Raw genomic sequence first — 20,619 nt, forward strand, 5'->3', positions numbered from 1 at the left:
GCATGATATTCGCCATGCAGAAACCAGATGAGGCAGGAGCCGGTTGGCGCGGCACGGTGCGCGCCGGGTGGACGTCGTTTCGGGCTTGGCCTTGGCGTGACACCTGGCAGGTGCTGCGTCAGCGCTTTCGTGAGGACCGGCTGGGCATGACCGCCGGCAGCCTGACCTTCACCACACTGATCGCCTTGGTGCCGTTGCTCACCGTGGCTTTGGCGGTGTTCACGGCGTTTCCCATGTTCTCCGCCTTTCAGGAGTCACTCCAGAAGTACTTCCTGCAGAGTCTGGTTCCGGATGCGATCGCCAAGCCGGTTCTGGGGTCCCTCACCCAGTTTGCCAAGAAGGCCAATCGACTGGGCGTCATGGGGATCATCGTGCTTGTGGTCAGCGCCGTGAGCCTGATGCTGACCATCGACCGGGCGCTCAACAGCATTTGGCGTGTCAGGCGGCCACGACCGATCGGGCAGCGGGTGTTGATCTATTGGTCAGCCGTGACGTTGGGCCCGCTGGTGCTCGGTTTGAGCTTGAGCCTGACGTCGTACGCTTTGTCCGCTTCGCGCGGCTTGGTCAGCGCCTTGCCGGGCGGCGTGGCTTTTGCGCTGGACGTGCTGGAGTTCGCATTGCTGTGCGGCTTTGCCAGTGCATTGTTTCATTTCGTCCCCAACACACAGGTGCGCTGGCGACATGCGCTGGCAGGCGGCCTCTTCGTGGGCGTCGGTCTGGAACTGGCCAAACGGGGTCTGGGCTGGTACGTCGGTTCCGTCTCTGGGCTTTCGACCATCTACGGGGCATTCGCCACGGTGCCCATATTTCTCCTGTGGCTGTACCTCGTCTGGTCTATCGTGCTGCTAGGGGCGGTGGTGGCCGCCTATGCGCCCACGCTGCAGTTTCAGCTGGCGCGATGGCGGCCCATGCCGGGCCAGGCCTTCACCCTGGCGCTTGGCGTCCTGGGCTTGCTGCATCGGGCGCGCCAGCAGGGCCGGGGAGGGCTGGATCTGTTAGGCCTGGGTGCGGGCCTGGCGGTTGACCCCCTGCAGTTGGAGCCGGTGCTTGACCGGTTGGTGCGGGCTGACTGGGTGGCCAGGCTGGATGAGGATGGAGAGCAGCGGCATGTGCTGCTGATCGATCCGGCGCAACGGCCGGCGGCCGCCTTGATGGAACTGCTGCTGCTGCAGCCCCATCCGGCCAATGCACGGTTTTTGGCCCAGATGGGCCTGGGCGCCCTGACCTTGGCGCAAATCCTGCCGAACGCGGAAGCCTGAAGGGCTTGGGGTCGGAGTCGACCTTGTAAGGTGGCTCAGACAAGAAAAAAGCCCATGCACACAGTGCATGGGCTTAAATCTGGCGGAGGGAGCGGGATTCGAACCCGCGGTGGGCTATTAACCCACACACGCTTTCCAGGCGTGCGACTTAAACCACTCATCCATCCCTCCGGGACAGGTGAAGCCTGCTATTGTAGGCATAGGGTCTGGGTATTGGCAAGTGCTTTCCGCGCATTTTCTGAAAGCGGCTTTGGGTAGGTCCACCGGCTGGCGGTTGACCGGGCGTCTGGAGCCGGGAGGCGGCGTCCCGCCCTTTCTGCGGGTTCCGCTCGCGTGCTGTCATGCATCAGCCCTACACTTCGCCCTTTGCCGTTTCCACCCCTGTTTCCCCTTGCTGGCCCGCCCGGAGCTTTGATGCAGCGCTTCCATTTCCCCATCGTCATCATCGACGAGGACTTCCGTTCCGAGAACACCTCGGGCCTGGGCATCCGCGCCCTGGCGGACGCCATCCAGAAGGAGGGCTTCGAGGTGGTGGGTGTGACCAGTTACGGCGACCTCAGCCAGTTCGCCCAGCAGCAAAGCCGTGCGGGCGCCTTCATCTTGTCGATTGACGATGAGGAGTTCACACCTGGCCCCGAGCTGGATCCGGCTGTGCTGAACCTGCGTAACTTCATCAGCGAGATCCGTTTCCGCAACGCCGACATTCCTATCTATCTGTACGGCGAAACGCGCACCAGCCAGCACATTCCGAACGACATCCTGCGCGAGCTCCACGGCTTCATCCACATGTTCGAGGACACGCCAGAGTTCGTGGCCCGGCACATCATCCGAGAAGCCAAGAGCTACCTCGACGGCCTGGCGCCGCCGTTCTTCCGTGCGCTCATGCACTATGCGCAGGACGGCTCCTACTCCTGGCACTGCCCGGGTCACTCGGGTGGCGTGGCGTTTCTGAAGAGCCCGATCGGCCGGATGTTCCACCAGTTCTTCGGCGAGAACATGCTGCGTGCCGACGTCTGCAACGCGGTGGAGGAACTCGGCCAGTTGCTGGATCACACGGGTCCGGTGGCCGACAGCGAGAAGAACGCGGCACGTATCTTCAATGCTGACCACTGCTTCTTTGTCACCAACGGCACCTCCACCTCCAACAAGATGGTGTGGCACCACACGGTGGCCCCGGGTGACGTGGTGCTGGTGGATCGCAACTGCCACAAGTCCATCCTGCACTCCATCATCATGACGGGGGCGGTCCCAGTGTTCCTCACGCCGACCCGCAACCACTACGGCATCATCGGGCCGATCCCCGAGAGCGAGTTCAGCAAGGCGGCCATCCAGAAGAAGATCGCGCGTCATCCCTTGCTCCAGGGGGTGGACGCCAAGAAGGTGCGTCCCAAGATCTTGACCGTGACCCAGAGCACGTACGACGGGGTGCTCTACAACACCGAAACCATCAAGGCCAAGCTGGATGGCTGGGTGGACACCATTCATTTCGACGAGGCTTGGCTGCCCCACGCCGCCTTCCACAAGTTCTATGGCGCCTATCACGCCATGGGCAAGAGCCGTCCGCGCCCCAAGCAGGCGGTGGTGTATGCCACGCAGTCCACCCACAAGCTGCTCGCCGGCATCAGCCAGGCCTCCCAGGTGCTGGTGCAGGACTCGCAGACCGTGAAGTTGGATCGGCACCTCTTCAATGAGGCCTATCTCATGCACACGTCCACCTCGCCGCAGTACGCGATCATCGCCTCCTGCGATGTGGCCGCGGCCATGATGGAGCCGCCTGGCGGCACGGCGCTCGTCGAGGAGAGCATTCGAGAGGCGCTGGATTTCCGGCGCGCGATGCGCAAGGTCGACGAGGAGTACGGTCAGGACTGGTGGTTCCAGGTCTGGGGTCCGGACAAGCTGGCGGTCGAGGATATTGGTCAGCCGCAGGATTGGATCTTGCAGGCCAATGAGGCTTGGCATGGCTTTGGCAAGCTGGCCAAGGGCTTCAACATGCTGGACCCGATCAAGTCCACCATCATCACCCCGGGCCTGGATGTGTCGGGGCGCTTTGCCAAGAGCGGCATTCCGGCCAGCATCGTCACCAAGTTCCTGGCCGAGCACGGCGTGGTGGTCGAGAAGACGGGCCTGTACTCGTTCTTCATCATGTTCACCATCGGCATCACCAAGGGCCGCTGGAACACCCTGCTGACCGCGCTGCAGCAGTTCAAGGACGACTACGACCGCAACCAGCCGCTGTGGCGCATCATGCCGGAGTTCTGTCAGGCCAATCCGCGTTATGAGCGCATGGGCCTGCGCGATCTTTGCCAGAGCGTGCATGAGGCTTACGCGAAGGGTGACATCGCCCGCCTGACCACCGAGGTCTATCTGGCGGAGCTGGAGCCGGCCATGAAGCCCAGCGATGCCTACGCCTGCATCGCCCACCGCAAGACCGAGCGCGTTCAGATCGATGATCTGGAAGGGCGGGTGACCACGGCCATGCTCACGCCCTATCCGCCGGGGATTCCGTTGGTGATCCCGGGCGAGCGCTTTAACCGCCGGGTGGTGGATTACTTGCGGTTCACCCGTGAGTTCAATGCCCAGTTCCCGGGCTTCGGTGCCGACGTCCATGGCTTGGTGGCCGAGACCGGCGCCGACGGTGTGCGTCGCTATTTCGTCGACTGCGTGCTCGACTGAGCGGGAATGCCACCGGCCAGGCGGGTGTGAGGGGAGTTCGTCAGCGCCCCCTTCTGCCCTGCTGGATTACGCAGGGGTACGCCGGGACAATCCGGTTCTTGATCAGAATCACGGAGAGTCAAGAATGCAAGCAGGCTATCCCCGCCTGGTCGGGGACATCGGGGGCACCAACGCGCGGTTTGCGGTGCAGCGCACCCCCGGCGGTCCCTTGGAGGAGGTGCGGACGCTGCCGGTGGCGCAGCATGCCTCCCTGGAGGCTGCGGTGCGTCACTACCTGTCCGAAATTGGGCTGAGTGTGGTCCAGGCCGGCATGGGTATTGCCAATCCAGTGCTGGGTGATCAGGTGCGCATGACCAATGCCGGATGGGCCTTCTCCATCGAGGCCATGCGGCAATCCCTGGGCTGGACCCGATTCGCACTGGTCAACGACTTCACCGCTTTGGCGCTTTCGCTACCCCACCTGTCGGTGCAGGACGTCCGACAACTCGGTGGAGGCACGGCCGATCCCCGCGGCCCCATGGCCCTGATCGGTCCGGGCACGGGGCTGGGCGTCTCCGGCCTGCTGCCGGTGGGAGTGGATCGCTGGGTGCCTTTGGCGGGTGAGGGTGGGCATGTGACCCTGCCGGCGGTTACACCAAGGGAACAGGCGGTCGTGAGGTGGTTGGACGAGCGATTCGGGCACGCCTCGGCCGAGCGCGCCGTTTCGGGTCAGGGCTTGGAGAACCTGCACGAGGCACTCTGTGCCTTGGATGGGGTGGTGTCTACCGAGCGTCTGAGTGCGGCTGAGGTTTCCCGGCGGGCACTTGCCCAGCAGGATGCCCGCTGCGACGAAGCGCTGGAATTGATGCTGGTCTGGCTGGGCAGCGTGGCCGGCAATCTGGCCTTGACCCTGGGCGCCACGGGCGGCGTCTATCTGGGCGGTGGTATCGTGCCCCGCCTGGGGGATCGCCTGCTGCGCTCCGGTCTGCGGGCGCGGTTCGAGGCCAAGGGCCGCTTTCAGCCCATGCTCGCGCGCATTCCCCTTTTTGTTATCGACGCGCAGGTCTCGCCAGCGCTGCTTGGCGCCGCCCACGCCCTGGACGAGTGAAGTCCGCCGGGAGGGCGGGGTGGCGGACGGCAGCCCTGCGTGGCTGACCGTCGGCGATGGCGTCAGGCGCCTTCGCTGCTACCTGTGGTCATGTGGCTGAAGCCGCCGTCCACATACATCACCTCCGCGCTCACACCGGCTGCCAGGTCTGACAGCAGGAAGGCGGTGACGTTGCCCACGTCCTCGATGGTGATCAGGCGGCGGATCGGCGTGCTGGCCGCGAACTGCGTCAGCTTCTTGCCAAAGTTGCCGATGCCCGATGCCGCCAGGGTCTTGATGGGGCCGGCGGACACCGCGTTGGCGCGCATGCCCCGCGGGCCCAGCGATTCCGCCAAGTAGCGCACGCTGGCTTCCAGGGATGCCTTGGCCAGGCCCATCGTGTTGTAGTCCGGCACACGGCGCACCGCCCCCAGGTAGCTCATGGTCACCAGGGAAGAGCCTTCGCGCAGGTAGGGCAGTGCAGCCTTGGCCATGGCCGGGAAGCTGTAAGACGAGATGTCGTGGGCGACGCGGAAGCTCTCGCGAGACAGGCCGTCCAGGAAATCACCGCCGATGGACTCGCGCGGGGCGAAGGCGATGGCGTGCACGAAACCGTCGAACTGGCCCCAGGCTTCGCCCAGCTGGCGCATGGCCGCCTCAATCTGCTCGTCGCTGCCGACGTCCAGTTCGACAATATGCTTGACGCCGAATTCGGCGGCGAACTCTTCCGCCCGCGCCTTGAAGCGCTCACTTTGATAGCTGAAGGCCAGTTCGGCACCTTCCCGGTGGCAAGCCTTGGCGATGCCGTATGCGATCGAGCGGTTATTCAGCAGGCCCGTGATCAGCAGCCGCTTGCCGGCGAGAAAACCCATGTTGGCTCCTTGTCTGTGGGATGACTGTGCCGGATTTTCGCATGACGCACTGCCATTGCGCATCTGCTGCCTTGTGACGGTGCCAGTTGCGCGCTACAATCTTAGCTTCGCAAGAATTGCACCCCGGGTGCAAGCTGATGGGCGGATTCTTCCGGCCCATTTTTTTTGCTCGATCCGCGATGGGCCTCTTGAGGGGCAGTGGTGGGTTGAAGGGCTTGGGCCAGGTTCTGGCATGGGCCGCGCCGGGGTGCTGCGCCGGTGGTCCGTGCGGACTCCAGCTGAAGCTGGAGTCCAGGCGGTGTGCCGGCGTTGGTGCAACGCTAGGCCTAGGAAGGTACACAAGCCCTGATGAGCTGGAGTCAGACGGTCGAGAAGACCGTGACCGGATTGGGATATGAACTCGTCGACCTGGAGCGTACAGGTGGCGGGTTGCTGCGCGTCTACATCGACCGAGTCCCCGGTCACGCCTACCCCACGGGCGAGCACGAGTTCGTCACGGTGGAGGACTGCGAGGCGGTCACCCGCCAACTCCAGTACCTGCTTGAGGTCGAAGGCGTGGAATACGCCCGGCTGGAGGTGTCCTCGCCGGGGCTGGATCGGCCGCTCAAGACCGAGGCGCATTACGCACGCTTCAGCGGTGAGCAGGTGCAGATCACCCTCAAGCTGCCCTTTCAGGGGCGTAAGAAGTTCGAAGGGCAGCTGCAGGCGGCACCTGAGGGTGGTGGCTGGCAGCTCATCTTCACCCAGGACAAGGTCGAGCAGGTGCTGGGTTTCGAGCTCCAAGAGGTGCGCGAGGCTCGCCTGGTGCCGGTCATCAATTTCAAGGGTCGCCGCAAGGCTGCGCCTGCGGCGTCGCAGGACGGGCAGGAAGCTGGCGCCACGGACGGAGGTCAAGAACAATGAACCGTGAAATGCTGATGTTGGTGGACGCGATCTCCCGTGAGAAGAACGTGGATCGCGAGGTGGTCTTCGGCGCCGTCGAGGCGGCGCTGGCGCAGGCCACCAAGAAGCTGCATGGCGGCGAAGTGGACATCCGTGTGGCGGTCAACCGTGACACTGGCGAGTACGAGACGTTCCGGCGTTGGCATGTGGTGCCCGATGAGGCGGGTCTGCAGATCCCTGACGCCGAGATCCTGCTGTTTGAAGCTCGCGAGCAGATTCCGGACATCGAGGTGGAAGACCACATCGAGGAGCCCGTCGAGTCTGTGCCCATCGGTCGCATCGGTGCCCAGGCCGCCAAGCAGGTCATCCTGCAGAAGATCCGTGATGCTGAGCGCGAGCAGTTGCTCAATGACTTCCTGTCCCGCGGTGAGCGCATCATGGTGGGTACGGTCAAGCGTCTGGACAAGGGCGATATCGTCGTTGAGTCCGGGCGCATCGAAGGTCGGCTCAAGCGTGGCGAGATGATTCCCAAGGAGAACCTGCGCACGGGTGACCGTGTGCGGGCCTTCATCACGGGCGTCGACAGTGCCGCCCGCGGTCCCCAGATCATGCTCTCGCGTTCTGCTCCCGGCTTCATGGTCGAGCTGTTTGCGCAGGAAGTGCCGGAGATCGAGCAAGGCCTGCTGGAGATCAAGAGCTGCGCCCGTGATGCGGGCAGCCGCGCCAAGATCGCCGTGGTCTCGCACGACAAGCGCGTGGATCCGATCGGCACCTGCGTGGGTGTGCGCGGGTCGCGTGTGACCGCGGTGACCAACGAGTTGGCGGGTGAGCGTGTGGACATCGTGCTGTGGTCCGAGGACCCGGCACAGTTCGTCATCGGTGCCTTGGCCCCTGCCAATGTGCAGTCCATCGTGGTCGACGAGGAGAAGCACGCGATGGACGTGGTGGTGGATGAGGAGAACCTTGCCATCGCCATCGGCCGCGGCGGTCAGAACGTGCGTTTGGCGTCAGAGCTGACCGGTTGGCGCATCAACATCATGACCGCTGAGGAGTCGGCGGCCAAGCAGGCGCAGGAAAGCGATGTGGTCCGCAAGCTCTTCGTCGAGAAGCTCGACGTGGACGAGGAAGTGGCCGAGATCCTGATCGCCGAAGGCTTCACCAGCTTGGAAGAGGTGGCCTACGTGCCGCTTCAGGAGATGCTGGAGATCGAGGGCTTCGACGAGGACACCGTGTCGGAGCTGCGCACCCGCGCCAAGGACGCCCTCCTGACCATGGAGATCGCCCGAGAAGAGAAGGTCGAGGAGGTCTCCCAGGACCTGCGCGACCTGGAAGGCCTGAACTCAGACCTGATCGCACGCTTGGCCGATGGCGGCGTGCACACCCGTGACGACCTGGCCGATCTGGCCGTCGATGAGCTCGTCGAGATGGCCGGCCTGGATGAGGCCGGCGCCAAGGCGCTGATCATGAAAGCGCGTGAACACTGGTTCACCGCCTGAGGTCTGCACAGCGCAACGAGCACACGGATACGGAATCGAGGAAACCCACCATGGCAGTGACCACCGTCGCACAATTTGCCGCCGAGCTTCAACGCCCGGCGACGGCGCTGCTCGAGCAGCTCCAGGCCGCGGGCGTCGTCAAGCAGTCGGCCAACGACGTGCTGACCGAAACGGACAAGGAGCGTCTGCTGGAGTACCTGCGTCATTCGCACGGTACTTCTGGCGCAGACCGCAAGAAGATCACCCTGACCCGCAAGTCGACCAGCGAGATCAAGCAGGCCGACGCCAGCGGCAAGGCCCGCACCATCCAAGTCGAGGTCCGCAAGAAGCGCGTCTTCGTCAAGCGTGATGATGTGGCGGGCGGCAGCGCGCCTGAGGATGAGGCCGCGGTGCGTGAGGCCGAGTTGGCCCGCCGCGCCGAGGAGGCCCGTCAGCAGGCCGAGGCGATCCGCCTGCAGGAAGAGGAGCTGGCCGAGAAGCGTCGCCAGCGCGAAGAACAGGAACGTCGCGAGCGTGAAGCCGCCGAGCGTGCCGCTGCCGAGCGTGCGGCCGCCGAGCAGGCGGCACGTGAGGCCGAGGAGCGTGCCCGCGCTGAGCGTGAGGCCGCCGAGGCCGCTGCACGTGCGGCGGCCCAGGCCGCAGCCCAAGCTGCGGCTGCGCAACAGGCCAAGGCCCAGGCGGCCCCCGCCCCCGCCCCCGCCTCCGCTCCCGCCCCCGTGGCGGCTGCGCCCACCCCGGTGGCTGCCCCCGCGGCTGCTCGTCCCGGCGCGCCGGTGGCGGCGGCTGTACCCGCACCGGCATCTGCACCGGCCGGCCTCAAGGGCACGGCGCCCGACGTGGGCAAGCCGGGCATCCGTGTGGTCAAGGCGGTGGACGCCGAGGCGGAAGAGAAGCGCGCGGCCGACCTCGCCCGTCGCCGTCAGGCCGCCGAGGCCGAGGCGGCTGCCATCCGCGACATGATGGCCCGCAAGGCCAAGGTCATGGTGGCCAAGAAGCCTGAGGAGCCCAAGCCGGCGGAGACGCCCAAGGAAGGCATCAAGGGCACCATCCACAAGTCGGCCAAGCCGGCCACGCCGGGCGCCGCAGCGCCGGCACCGGCGGCGGCAGGCGCTGCCGCCAAGCCGGGCGACAAGAAATCGGTCAAGTCCGAGAAGTTGTCGTCCAGCTGGGCCGACGAATCCAAGAAGAAGGGCGTCCCGGCCAAGGGTCGCACCGACGGTCCGACGGGTTCCCGCCCCGGCTGGCGCGCGCCTCGCGGTGGCCGCCGGGATGAGCGTGGCGGCGGTGGTGGCAACTTCCAGCAGCCGGCTGAGTTCATCCAGCAGGAAGTGCACGTGCCCGAAACCATCTCGGTGGCCGACCTGGCCCACAAGATGTCGGTCAAGGCCTCCGAGGTGATCAAGCAGCTGATGAAGCTGGGCCAGATGGTCACCATCAACCAGCAGCTGGACCAAGAGACCGCGATGATCGTGGTCGAGGAGATGGGCCACAAGGCGCTGGCGGCCAAGCTGGACGACCCGGAAGCCTTCTCCGAGGAGGAGCAGGCCGCTGCCACCGGCGACGCGCTGCCGCGCGCCCCGGTGGTGACCGTGATGGGTCACGTCGACCACGGCAAGACCTCACTGCTGGACTACATCCGCCGCAGCCGTGTGGCCGCAGGCGAAGCCGGCGGTATCACGCAGCACATCGGCGCCTACCACGTGGAAACCCCGCGCGGCATGATCACCTTCCTGGATACCCCGGGTCACGCAGCCTTCACGGCGATGCGTGCCCGCGGCGCCAAGGCCACGGACATTGTCATCCTGGTGGTGGCGGCGGACGACGGTGTGATGCCCCAGACCAAGGAAGCCATCAGCCACGCCAAGGCGGCGGGTGTGCCGATCGTGGTCGCCATGACCAAGATCGACAAGCCTGAAGCCAACCCTGAGCGCGTCAAGAGCGAGCTGGTGGCCGAGCAGGTGGTGCCCGAGGAGTTCGGCGGTGAGTCTCCGTTCATCGGCGTGTCTTCCAAGACTGGCAAGGGCATCGACGAGCTGCTCGAGAACGTGCTGCTGCAGGCCGAGGTGCTGGAGCTGAAGGCGCCGACCGACGCCGCCGCCAAGGGCATCGTGATCGAAGCCCGCCTGGACAAGGGCCGCGGCCCGGTGGCTTCGGTGCTGATCCAGTCTGGCACGCTCAAGCGTGGCGATGTGGTGCTGGCAGGCTCCAGCTTTGGCCGCGTGCGTGCCATGCTGGACGAAGACGGCGTGAACGTGGCCGAGGCAGGTCCCTCCATTCCAGTGGAGATCCAGGGCCTGAGCGATGTGCCGCAGGCGGGTGATGAGTTCATGGTGCTGGGCGACGAGCGCCGGGCCCGTGAGATCGCCACCTTCCGCCAGGGCAAGTACCGCGAAGTCACGCTGAACCGCCGCCAGGCCGCCAAGCTCGAGAACGTGTTCGAGAGCATGGGCCAGGGCACTGCCGCCCAGCTGCTGCCCTTGATCATCAAGGCCGACGTGCAGGGTTCGCAGGAAGCGCTGGGCGCCTCGCTGCTCAAGCTGTCGACCGACGAGGTCAAGGTGCAAGTGGTGCACGCGGCGGTGGGTGGCATCAGCGAGTCCGACGTCAACTTGGCGATCGCCTCCAAGGCCATCATCATCGGTTTCAACACCCGTGCCGACGCACAGGCTCGCAAGCTGGCCGAACACTCGGGTGTGGACATCCGCTACTACAACATCATCTACGACGCTGTGGATGAGGTGAAGGCAGCGATGGCCGGCATGTTGGCGCCGGAGCAGAAGGAAGAAGTCATCGGCATGGCCGAGATCCGACAGGTCTTTGTGGCCTCGAAGATCGGCACCGTGGCCGGTTGCATGATCACCGACGGCATGGTGACCCGCAACGCCCGCTTCCGCCTGCTGCGCGACAACGTGGTGATCTACACCGGCGAGTTGGAGTCGCTCAAGCGCTTGAAGGACGATGTCCGCGAAGTCAAGGAAGGCTTCGAGTGCGGTATCAAGCTCAAGAACTACAACGACATCACTGAAGGCGATCAGCTGGAGTTCTTCGAGATCAAGGAAGTGGCCCGCACGCTGTGATGCCTCCCGGGCCTGCGGGCCCGGCACACGCCTGCAACCCCGCCGCGACCGGCGGGGTTTTCACTTGCTGGACGCCCAGCCAAGGAATCATCCATGCGACACAAACGCAGCATCCCCAACCGCAGCTTCCGGGTGGCCGACCAGATCCAGCGGGATGTGGCCGAGCTCATCCGTGAGCTCAAGGATCCGCGCATCGGCATGGTCACCATCAGTGGCGTGGAGGTCACGCCTGACTATGCCCACGCCACCGTCCACTTCACCCTGCTGGTGGGCGATGTGGAGGCCACCGAGGCCGCCCTCAACGAAGCTGCTGGCTTCGTGCGCAACGGGCTGTTCAAGCGGTTGGCCATCCACACCGTGCCTACCCTGCATTTCCGCTTTGACCGCAGCACTTCGCGTGCGGCCGATTTGAACGCCCTGATCCTGCAGGCCAACGCCACCCGCGCCAAGGAATGAGTTCTCCCGCCATCGCTCCCGACGACACCCTGGCTGCGCCTGAGGCGCGGCCAGCCGGTCCCCGTCCGCGCGTGCCGCGCCGCCCCGTGCACGGCGTGCTGCTGCTGGACAAGCCGCTGGGTCTTTCCAGCAACGACGCGCTGCAGAAGGTCAAGCGCCTGTTCCGTGCCGAGAAGGCCGGCCACACCGGCACGCTCGACCCCCTGGCCACCGGGCTGCTGCCCATCTGCTTTGGTGCAGCCACCAAGTTCTCGCAGGCGAGCTTGGAGGCGGACAAGGGCTACCGTGCCCTGGTGCGTCTGGGCCAGACCCGTGTGGGCGGCGATGGCGAGGGTGAGATCGTGGCCGAGCGCCCGGTGCAGGTGAGTCCTGAGGGCTTGCAGGTCGCCGTGGCGCGCTTTGTGGGCGAGATCGACCAGATCCCGCCGATGCAGTCGGCCATCAAGAAGGACGGCAAGGCGCTGTACGAGTACGCCCGCGCCGGCGTCGAGATCGAGCGCCCGCCGCGCCGCATCACGATTCACCGTCTTGACATCGTGGCCTGGGATCCTGCGCAGCTGTTGCTCACGCTCGACGTGCGTTGCTCCAAGGGCACCTACGTCCGGACCCTGGCCGAGGACCTCGGCGAGGCGCTGGGCTGTGGCGCCCACCTGGCAGGACTCGTGCGCACCGGCAGCGGCCGCCTGGACGTGGCCGACGCAGTGAGCCTGGAGGCCCTGGAGGCGATGGACGAGCCCGCACGCGACAAGCTGCTGCGCGGCCCGGACTGCATGCTAGGCGACTGGCCGACGGTGCTGCTGGACGCCAAGGAGTCCGGCCGCTTCATCACAGGTCTCAAGCGTCGGGTCGCCCTGCCCGATGCGCCGGCGGTGAGGGTCTATGGCCCGAATCCTGCTGTCTTCCTGGGCAGCGCCAGCATCGCCTCCGGCGAACTGATCCCCGACCGCCTGCTCAGCCCCGATGAGGTGCAGGCGCTCATCCTGAATCAATGAAACCCGGTCACTCCGGTCTTGTCCCATGAGCCAACAGATCCGCAACATCGCCATCATCGCCCACGTTGACCACGGCAAGACCACCATGGTGGACCAGCTGCTGCGTCAGAGCGGTACCTTCGCCGAGCACGAGAAGGTGGTCGATACCGTGATGGACAGCAATGCCATCGAACGTGAGCGTGGCATCACCATCCTTGCCAAGAACTGCGCCGTCAGCTGGAAGGGGACCCACATCAACATCGTGGACACCCCGGGGCACGCCGACTTCGGCGGCGAGGTCGAGCGCGCGCTGTCCATGGTGGACGGTGTGGTGCTGCTGATCGACGCCCAGGAAGGCCCGATGCCGCAGACCCGTTTCGTCACCAAGAAGGCCCTGGCCCTGGGGCTGCGCCCCATCGTGGTGGTCAACAAGGTGGACAAGCCCGGTGCCAATTGCGACAAGGTGGTCAACGCCGCCTTCGACCTGTTCGACAAGCTCGGCGCCACCGACGAACAGCTGGACTTCCCCGTGGTGTACGCCTCGGGCATCAATGGCTGGTCCAGCCTGGAAGAAGGCGAGCCGGGTGCCCAGTGGGGCGCGGACATGTCCGCCCTGTTCGACACCGTGCTCAACCACGTGCCGGCGCACCAGGGCAACCCTGACGCGCCGCTGCAGCTGCAGATCTCGGCGCTGGACTACTCCACCTTTGTGGGCCGCATCGGCGTGGGCCGCATCAACGCGGGCACGCTCAAGCCGTCCCAGGACGTGCTGGTGATGGAAGGCGCGGACGGCAAGCAGTTCAAGGGCCGCGTCAACCAGGTGCTGACCTTCCAGGGCCTGGACCGCATGCAGACCGCCAAGGCCGGTCCGGGCGACATCGTGCTGATCAACGGCATTGAGGACATCGGCATCGGTGTGACGCTGACCGACCCGGCCAATCCCACGCCGCTGCCCATGCTCAAGGTGGACGAGCCCACCCTGACCATGAACTTCTGCGTGAACACCAGCCCGCTGGCCGGCCGCGAAGGCAAGTTCGTCACCAGCCGCCAGATTTGGGACCGCCTGCAGAAGGAACTGCAGAGCAACGTGGCGCTGCGCGTGAAGGAAACCGACGAGGACGGCATCTTCGAGGTCTGCGGCCGGGGTGAACTGCACCTGACCATCCTGCTGGAGAACATGCGCCGTGAAGGCTACGAGCTGGCTGTCTCCAAGCCGCGCGTGATGTTCCGTGACATCGATGGGGTGAAGTGCGAGCCCATGGAGCTGGTCACCGCCGACGTGGAGGAACTCCACCAGGGCGGCGTGATGCAGGCCCTGGGTCTGCGCAAGGGCGAGATGCTCAACATGGAGCCGGACGGCCATGGCCGCGTGCGCCTGGAATACCGCATTCCTGCCCGTGGCCTGATCGGCTTCTCCAACGAGTTCATGAACCTGACCCGTGGTTCGGGCCTGATCTCGTCGATCTTCGACGGCTACGAAGCCCACAAGGGGGAGATCGGCGGCCGTAAGAACGGCGTGCTGATCTCTATGGACGACGGTGAGATCTTCACCTACGCCCTGGGCAAGCTGGACGACCGCGGACGCATGTTCGTCAAGCCGAACGACCCGGTCTACGAAGGCATGATCGTCGGCATCCACAGCCGTGACAACGACTTGGTGGTCAACGCCACCCGCACCAAGCAGCTGACCAACTTCCGCGTCAGCGGCAAGGAAGACGCGATCAAGATCACGCCGCCCATCGAGCTGACGCTGGAGTACGGCGTGGACTTCATCGACGACGACGAACTGGTGGAGATCACCCCGAAGTCGATCCGTCTGCGCAAGCGCCACCTCAAGGAGCACGACCGCAAGCGTGCCCAGCGCGAGAACGCGGCCTGAGTCGGGATGACTGAAGGGGCCCGCACGGCGGGCCCCGCGGCTTGGCAGCGTCTTCAGGTGCTGCGCGCGGCCCGCATGCCGGGCCGCAGGCTGGACTGGTGCACCAGCCAGCGGGCGATGTCGCCCAAGGGCACCACATCGTCGGCGCCACCCAGTCGGATGGCTTCCTTGGGCATCCCGAAGACCACGCAGCTGGCCTCGTCCTGTGCGGCGGTCACCGCGCCGGCCTCATGCATGTCCCGCAGCCCGCGGGCGCCGTCATCGCCCATGCCCGTCATGATGACGCCGATGGCGTTGCGGCCGGCCTGCTGCGCCACGGACTTGAACAGCACGTCCACCGAGGGTCGATGGTGGTTGATCACCGGCCCGTCGATGACTTCGGCGTGGTACTGGGCGCCGCTGCGCTTGAGCCGCATGTGCTTGCCGCCCGGGGCGATCAGCACGCGGCCGTGGATCAGGCGGTCGCCGTCACGCGCCTCCAGGATCTCCAGTTCGCACAGTTTGTTGAGCCGCTCCGCAAAGGACGCGGTGAAGCGTTCAGGCATGTGCTGCACGATCATGATGCCCGGCACTTGGTGACGGGGCAGGGCACGCAGCACCACCTCCAGGGACTGCACCCCACCGGTGGACACGCCGATGGCGATCACCCGGTCGGTGGTTTCGGCCATGGCCTGGCCGCCGTTGGGCGGCAAGGGCGAGGCGGGGTTGACCAGGGGCATGCCGACCCGGGCCACCGGGGGCGCACCCGCCAGTGCCGCGAGGGCGGGCAAGGCCCGCAAGTTGGCGCGTGCGGCGGCCTTGACCGTTTCCACCAGGCCGTTGCTGCGGTCCTCCAGAAAGTTCTTGAGCCCCTGGCGGGGCTTGGTCACGAAGGCCACCGCGCCAGCGGCCATGGCCTGCAGCGTGGTCTCGCAACCCGCCTCGGTCAGGGTGGAACACATCACCACCGGGGTGGGGCGTTCGGCCATCAGCTTGCGCAGGAAGCTGATGCCGTCCATGCGCGGCATTTCCACATCCAGCACGATCACATCGGGCTGAAGGCTGGCCAGTTTGGGCCAGGCGAACAGGGGGTCGGGCGCAGTGCCCACCACCTCGATGCCTCCGGCCGTCAGCAGGTCAGCCAGAAATTTGCGGACGACGGCGGAGTCGTCAATGATCATCGCCTTGATGGCTGCCATGGGGCATGCCTCCTTGAAGGTAGGGCGTTGAGCGGTGGTCGCCGGCTCTGCCTCAGTGCCGGCGACCCCGCCGCACCTCGACCTGTCCGGTGTCCATGGCCAGGGTCACGGTGCGGGGGATGTGATCGCCGACGTCCACGCCGTCGAGCTGGAAGCCATGGCGGTCGATGAGCTGCCAGCCCATCTCGATGTTGCGCTCGCCCACATTGAGCTTGACGCCGGCCTGGTCGGGCATGGTGTCGGCTCCGCCATAGAGGTGGGCGATGAACTCGCCGGGCCGCAGTTTGAGTTTCTCCAGTTCATGGACCAGCATCGCCACCGCCTCGTTGCCGTAGCGGCCGTCGTACTCGTTGACGCAGCCTGGTGCCGGCGCGTTGTGCCGCTGGGGCAGCAGGAAGTGGCACATGCCGCCCACCCGGCGCCCGGGGTGCCACAGGGTGACGGCCACGCAAGAGCCCAGCAGCGTGCGGATCTGGCTGGGCTGGTGGCCGAAGTACCACTGGCCCGGCATCAGGAACAGATGCTGTCCCGCATGCGCATGGGCCTTACCGTGGGGTCGCCCCGGCAGTGACGCGGTGCCCGGCGGCGCCGGCCGCTCAGGTGAGGGCATAGACCGCGGTGCGGACGGCGCGCAGCCCGCTGCGGAGGTGGCTGAGCGATTCCGCATGCCCGGTGAAGAGGTAGCCATGGGGTTTGAGCCTCTGGATGACACGTTGGACGATGGCTTCCTTGCCTGCCGGATCAAAGTAGATCAGCACATTGCGCAGAAAGATCACGTCAAACAGACCGATCTCCGGCAACTTCTCGGTCAGGTTGGCCCCCTGGAAGCTGACCCGCTGGCGCAGTTCGGACTTGATGAGCAGGTGACCCTCGTACTGGTCCTGCCCGCGCAGGCAGAAGCGCTTGAGGTAGGCCGGCGGCGTGTGCTCGGCGCGGGACATCGGGTAGAGCCCGCGGCGGGCCTTGTCCACCACCTCGGTGGACAGGTCGGTGCCGACGATCTCCCAGGCGGCAGTGCCCAGCTTGTCGGCCAGCACCATGGCGATGCTGTAGGCCTCCTCGCCGGTGGAGCTGGCGGCGCTCCAGACCCGGAAGGGCTCCTGGGACGGGCCGCGGCGGGCCAGCACCTGCTCCAGGAACTCGAAGTGCTTGGGTTCGCGGAAGAAGTAGGTCTCGTTGGTGGTGAGCTTGTCCACCACGCGCACGATGTCCTGCGGGTTGCGCTCGCGCAGCAGCTGCTCGACGAAATGGTCCAGGCTGGGTGCGCCGGTGTCCTGGGCCAGCTTCTGCAGGCGGCTGGCCACCAGCGGGCGCTTGGCGTCGCTGAGTTCTATGCCCGAGATGCTGTGGAACAGGCGGACGACGGCCTTGAAGGAGGGGGTCGACAGGTTCATGGCGCAGTCGGCTCAGTCCTGCAGTTCCACGGCGATCATCCGGGCCAGCTCCTCGCTGTCCAGCGACTGGCCCAGGTCCACGATGGTCACGAACTGGCCCCGCGCCCGCGTGATCCCCGCGATGAAGCGTGGCGCGATGCGGGTGCCCAAGGCGGGCGGCGGCTCGATGAGCGCCTCCGGCGTCTCCAGCACTTCATGCACCGCGTCCACCAGCACGCCCAGCACCTGGGCATCGGCGCGGTTACCGCCCTCATCGCCCGGCGGCTGCGGCACCTCCACCACCACCACGGCAGTGCGCCGGGCCAGCGGGGTGTTGGGCAGTCCCAGGCGGGCGGCCAGGTCGATCACCGGCACCACTGCCCCGCGCAGGTTCATCACCCCCCGCACGAAGGACGGCATCATTGGCATGGCGGTGGTGGGTGGCACCTCCAGGATCTCGCGCACCAAATCGATGGGCACGGCGTAAGACACCTCGCCCAGGGCAAAGCGCAGGAACTGGCGCAGGCCGGCGGCACCTGTGTCGGCATTGCCGGGCAGGGGCGCCAGGGCACCGTGCGGTGGGGCATGGGGGGCCGAGCTGGCATGCAGGCTCATGGCGTGCTCCTGTCAGGGCGGGACCGTGGGTTGAAGCGTGGGGACATGGCGGTTCAGAACGGGGCGAACTGGGATTCGTCCACGCCGTGGCGCTGCGCCGCCGGGGCACGGCCCGTCGGGGCCGGGGGGCGTGGCGTCGGCCGGTTGGCGGGGCGTGCCGCCGGGCCGGTGCGGGGGCCATCGGTTCGTTCCGCGGGGGCGCTCGGGGCCAGCCGGGCCGGGCGGCCTGGGGCACGGGTCGGTTCTGGGGCCGGGGCCACGTCCTGGAGCAGGCGGAAGTAGGCCATCAGTTCCTGGAGCTGGGTGGCCTGGGCCGAAAGCTCCTCGGCGGTGGCCGAGAGCTGCTCAGAGGCTGAGGCGTTCTGCTGCGTGGCATGGTTGAGGTGGTCCATGGCGTCGTTGATCTGGGCCACACCGCCGGACTGCTCGGAGGAGGCCGCGGCGATCTCCTGCACCAGCTCACTGGTCTTGGTGATGGACGGCACCATCTGCGCCAGCAGGTTGCCGGCCTTCTCGGCCAGGCTGACCGAGGTGCCGGCGAGCTGGCCGATCTCTTGGGCGGCCACCTGGCTGCGCTCGGCGAGCTTGCGCACCTCGGCGGCGACGACGGCAAAGCCCTTGCCGTGTTCGCCGGCGCGGGCGGCCTCGATGGCGGCGTTCAGGGCCAGCAGGTTGGTCTGGTAGGCGATGTCGTCAATGATCGAGATCTTGGTGGCGATGGACTTCATCGCCTCCACCGTGCGGCCCACGGCGTTGCCGCCTTCGGTCGCCTCTTGAGCGGCCTGGGTGGCCATGCCATCGGTGATGTGGGCGTTGTCGGCGTTTTGCTTGACCGAGGAGGCCATCTCCTGCAGCGAGGCGGAGGTCTCCTCCACGCTGGCGGCCTGCTCCGAGGCCGATTGCGACAGCGATTGCGAGGTCGCTGAGACCTGCTCGGAGGCGGCGGTGAGCTGCTCCGCCGCAGCGCGTACCTGCACGATGGTGTCGCTGACGGTGTCCACCAGCTCGTTGAACATGCCGCCGAGCTTGGCGAAGAAGGGCTCGCGGCCCTCGGTGGCCAGGCGCACCGAGAAGTCGCCCTGGGCCGCGGCGGCCACCATGCCGGAGATCTCGCTCTCGGCGGCCACTTCGGCGGTGCGGTCCTTCCATTCGACCACGGTGCCGATGCGGGTGCCCTGGGCGTCGACGATGGGGTTGGCCGTCAGCGCGAAGACCAGCTGGCCCACCTGGATCTGCACCTTGTGCTCACTCTTGAGGCTGCCCAGCAGGTTGCGCTGGTGGGCCGGGTTGCGGTGGAACTGGTCAAAGCTCTGGCCCAGCACCTGGCGGGCGTCGAAGTGGGGCAGGCTCTGGCGCAGGGCGGCCTCATTGCGGCGCAGCATCTCCACCACCGACTGGTTCAGGTAGACGATGCGCGAGTCGGCGTCGGCGATCATGACGTTGGTGGAGCAGGTGTCCAGCGCCTGCTTGACGCGGGCGTTCTCGGCGGCCAGCCGGGCCTCGTGTTCCCGAGCGGCCAGTTCCTGGGTGACGTCCTTCCACTCCACCACCACGCCCAGGCGCCGGCCCTGCGAGACGATGGGGTTGAGGATCAGGTCAAAGCGGCGTGGACCCACCGACAGGCGCGTGGTGTGGGTGCGGTCCAGGCGCGACAGCAGGCCGCGCTGGTGCGCCGGGTTGCGGTGGAAGACGTCGATGTTGCTGCCCACCACGGTGGCTGCATCAAAGCGCGGCAGGTCCTGGCGGATGTCGGCCTCGGCCTCGCGCAGCATGGTCTGCAGGGCACTGTTGGCATAGACGATCTGGTAGTCGGCATCGGCCACCATCACGTTGGTGGCGGTCACGTCCAGGGCCTGACGGATGCGGGTGGCCTCCTCGGCGCGGCGATGCGTGTCGGCAAACTCGAAGCCCAGGCGGGTCTGCACCCGCTTGAGGGCCAGCAGCACCTGGGCCAGTTCGTCGTGGCCGCGGGCCTCGACCACACCGTCGAAACGGCCCTGGCCGAAGCGCTCGAAGTGCGCGGTGGCCGCCTGCAGGGTGCGGCCCAGGCGCCGGCCCAGGCGCAGCTGGGCGCCGGCGCTGAACAGGGCCAGCAAGCCCGCTGCACCCGCCAGCGGGGCGGCCAGGGCGGGCTGGCTGCTGGCCAGCCAGCCGGCGGCGCCGCTGCCGATGCAGGCCAGCAGGCTGCCCAATCCCAGCAGGCCGGACTTGCCGCCCAGCGACGCGTGTTCCCAGGCCCGCGCCGGTGCGCGGCGCCAGCCTTGATGGTTGCTGGGCACCACCTGGCCCTCATGGATCACCAGGCCGCGGGCGCGGCCTTCGCGGAACATGCGGTAGGCCGTTTCGGCGGTCTCCACCTGGTCGCGCGTGGCCCGGGTGCGCACCGACATATAGCCCACCACACTGTCGCCTTCCTTGACCGGGGTGGCGTTGGCCACCACCCAATAGTGGTCGCCGTTCTTGCGGCGGTTCTTCACCATGCCGGTCCAGGGGCGCCCGCCACGCAGCGTGTTCCACATGTCGGCAAAGGCCTCGGCGGGCATGTCCGGGTGGCGCAGGACGTTGTGCGGCTCGCCGATCAGTTCACCCTCGGTGAACCCGCTGGCTTCGACGAAGTCGGGGTTGACGTGGGTGATGCGGCCCTTGAGGTCGGTGCGCGAGACGATGGTCATGCCATCGCGCAGCACGTATTCGTTCTGGGTGACCGGAAGGTTGGTGCGCATGGGGTGGGTGCGGTCTTGGGGCTGGCGGGCGGGCCTGCCGGGCAGACCGTGGCCAGCAGCGTGGGCGCCGGGCGGTCGGGCGGGACCGGGTTACTAGGG

Annotated in this window: 15 protein-coding genes and 1 tRNA gene; 9 read left to right on the forward strand and 7 right to left on the reverse strand. The window is 66.7% G+C overall.

Annotation, left to right across the window (positions count from 1 at the left end):
* Positions 1-2: 2 nt before the first annotated feature.
* Positions 3-1,259, forward strand: a complete 1,257-nt coding sequence (locus tag G3A44_RS09580; protein ID WP_239061781.1) for a YihY family inner membrane protein — start codon at positions 3-5, stop codon at positions 1,257-1,259.
* Positions 1,260-1,339: 80 nt separating this feature from the next.
* Here the strand turns inward: G3A44_RS09580 and G3A44_RS09585 are convergent.
* Positions 1,340-1,430, reverse strand: a tRNA-Ser gene (locus G3A44_RS09585).
* 243 nt (positions 1,431-1,673) lie between these two features.
* Here G3A44_RS09585 and G3A44_RS09590 point away from each other — a divergent pair.
* A complete protein-coding gene (locus G3A44_RS09590; protein WP_163457293.1) occupies positions 1,674-3,932 on the forward strand; it encodes an arginine/lysine/ornithine decarboxylase in 2,259 nt (752 codons plus the stop codon).
* Positions 3,933-4,056: 124 nt separating this feature from the next.
* The gene (locus G3A44_RS09595; protein WP_163457294.1) at positions 4,057-5,019 is read left to right on the forward strand and encodes a glucokinase; all 963 of its coding nucleotides are present in this window, start codon (positions 4,057-4,059) and stop codon (positions 5,017-5,019) included.
* A 62-nt stretch (positions 5,020-5,081) separates the two neighbouring features.
* Here the strand turns inward: G3A44_RS09595 and G3A44_RS09600 are convergent, their stop codons facing one another.
* Positions 5,082-5,870 carry an SDR family oxidoreductase gene (locus tag G3A44_RS09600; protein WP_163457295.1) on the reverse strand — a complete coding sequence of 263 codons (789 nt, stop codon included), beginning with the start codon at positions 5,868-5,870 and terminating at the stop codon, positions 5,082-5,084.
* Positions 5,871-6,218: 348 nt separating this feature from the next.
* On the opposite strand from G3A44_RS09600, the gene rimP reads away from it, so the two are divergent.
* The 6 genes from rimP (at position 6,219) to typA (ending at position 14,631) form a co-directional block, all read left to right on the forward strand.
* Positions 6,219-6,773 (forward strand): ribosome maturation factor RimP, encoded by a 555-nt coding sequence (gene rimP / locus G3A44_RS09605; protein ID WP_163457296.1) that lies wholly within the window; start codon positions 6,219-6,221, stop codon positions 6,771-6,773.
* On the forward strand, positions 6,770-8,248 hold the full coding sequence (gene nusA / locus G3A44_RS09610) for a transcription termination factor NusA (RefSeq protein ID WP_163457297.1): 1,479 nt from the start codon (positions 6,770-6,772) through the stop codon (positions 8,246-8,248). The genes rimP and nusA overlap by 4 nt, the downstream gene beginning before the upstream one ends.
* 50 nt (positions 8,249-8,298) lie before the next feature.
* Complete coding sequence (gene infB, locus G3A44_RS09615) at positions 8,299-11,325, forward strand: translation initiation factor IF-2 (protein WP_163457298.1); 3,027 nt, start codon at positions 8,299-8,301, stop codon at positions 11,323-11,325.
* Positions 11,326-11,418: 93 nt separating this feature from the next.
* A complete protein-coding gene (gene rbfA, locus G3A44_RS09620) occupies positions 11,419-11,781 on the forward strand; it encodes a 30S ribosome-binding factor RbfA (protein WP_163457299.1) in 363 nt (120 codons plus the stop codon).
* Positions 11,778-12,773, forward strand: a complete 996-nt coding sequence (gene truB / locus G3A44_RS09625) for a tRNA pseudouridine(55) synthase TruB (RefSeq protein WP_163457300.1) — start codon at positions 11,778-11,780, stop codon at positions 12,771-12,773. Before rbfA ends, truB begins: the two co-directional genes overlap by 4 nt.
* A 25-nt stretch (positions 12,774-12,798) precedes the next feature.
* Positions 12,799-14,631, forward strand: coding sequence for a translational GTPase TypA (gene typA, locus G3A44_RS09630; RefSeq protein ID WP_163457301.1), 1,833 nt, complete (start codon positions 12,799-12,801; stop codon positions 14,629-14,631).
* A gap of 53 nt (positions 14,632-14,684) precedes the next feature.
* On the opposite strand, the gene G3A44_RS09635 is transcribed toward typA, so the two are convergent.
* The 5 genes from G3A44_RS09635 to G3A44_RS24240 form a co-directional block, all read right to left on the reverse strand.
* Positions 14,685-15,809, reverse strand: a complete 1,125-nt coding sequence (locus G3A44_RS09635) for a protein-glutamate methylesterase/protein-glutamine glutaminase (RefSeq protein WP_163457302.1) — start codon at positions 15,807-15,809, stop codon at positions 14,685-14,687.
* Positions 15,810-15,861: 52 nt separating this feature from the next.
* Complete coding sequence (locus tag G3A44_RS09640) at positions 15,862-16,320, reverse strand: chemotaxis protein CheD (protein WP_239061782.1); 459 nt, start codon at positions 16,318-16,320, stop codon at positions 15,862-15,864.
* An 85-nt stretch (positions 16,321-16,405) separates the two neighbouring features.
* Complete coding sequence (locus G3A44_RS09645; RefSeq protein ID WP_163457304.1) at positions 16,406-17,203, reverse strand: CheR family methyltransferase; 798 nt, start codon at positions 17,201-17,203, stop codon at positions 16,406-16,408.
* A 12-nt stretch (positions 17,204-17,215) separates the two neighbouring features.
* Complete coding sequence (locus G3A44_RS09650; protein WP_163457305.1) at positions 17,216-17,797, reverse strand: chemotaxis protein CheW; 582 nt, start codon at positions 17,795-17,797, stop codon at positions 17,216-17,218.
* 53 nt (positions 17,798-17,850) lie between these two features.
* Positions 17,851-20,520 carry a methyl-accepting chemotaxis protein gene (locus G3A44_RS24240; protein ID WP_163457306.1) on the reverse strand — a complete coding sequence of 890 codons (2,670 nt, stop codon included), beginning with the start codon at positions 20,518-20,520 and terminating at the stop codon, positions 17,851-17,853.
* Positions 20,521-20,619: the final 99 nt, after the last annotated feature.

It is taken from the genome of Ideonella livida (genome assembly GCF_010499455.1).
Classification (GTDB): Bacteria; Pseudomonadota; Gammaproteobacteria; order Burkholderiales; family Burkholderiaceae_C; genus Ideonella; species Ideonella livida.